The sequence below is a fragment of the Acinetobacter sp. UBA5934 genome, from assembly GCF_002430855.1.
Taxonomy (GTDB): Bacteria; Pseudomonadota; Gammaproteobacteria; order Pseudomonadales; family Moraxellaceae; genus Acinetobacter.
On sequence record NZ_DJDC01000182.1, the window covers coordinates 10,506 to 10,866 of the forward strand.

Annotated in this window: 1 pseudogene; it reads right to left on the reverse strand. The window is 48.2% G+C overall.

The window, feature by feature from the left end:
* Positions 1-38 precede the first annotated feature (38 nt).
* Positions 39-361 (reverse strand): annotated as a pseudogene (locus tag B2Y23_RS13255) (hypothetical protein); the annotation flags it as partial.

A 361-nucleotide genomic window follows, 5' to 3' on the forward strand; every position in this document is an offset into this window, starting at 1 on the left:
AAAAGCACCCGTAGGTGCTTTAGATTGAATCTTTAGAATTAACGACGTTTATTCCAGCCTAAATGACGGCCATTGTCGTGACGGTCGTTGTAGTGGTAGCTATTATAACGACGGTCATAGCGGTCATTATAGCGACGCTCATCACGATCGTATCGATCATCATAACGGCGGTCTTCACTTACTTTTTTACCCAAGATTGCACCACCGGCAGAACCTAAGCCCGCGCCAATATAACCACCGTTAGTACCACCCATATTTTTACCTACGGTATAACCGCCAGCACCACCCAAAGCTCCACCAATCACTGCACCAGTACGGTCACGTTTATTGGCAGCAACTCCAGCACCTGCACCGCCACCAA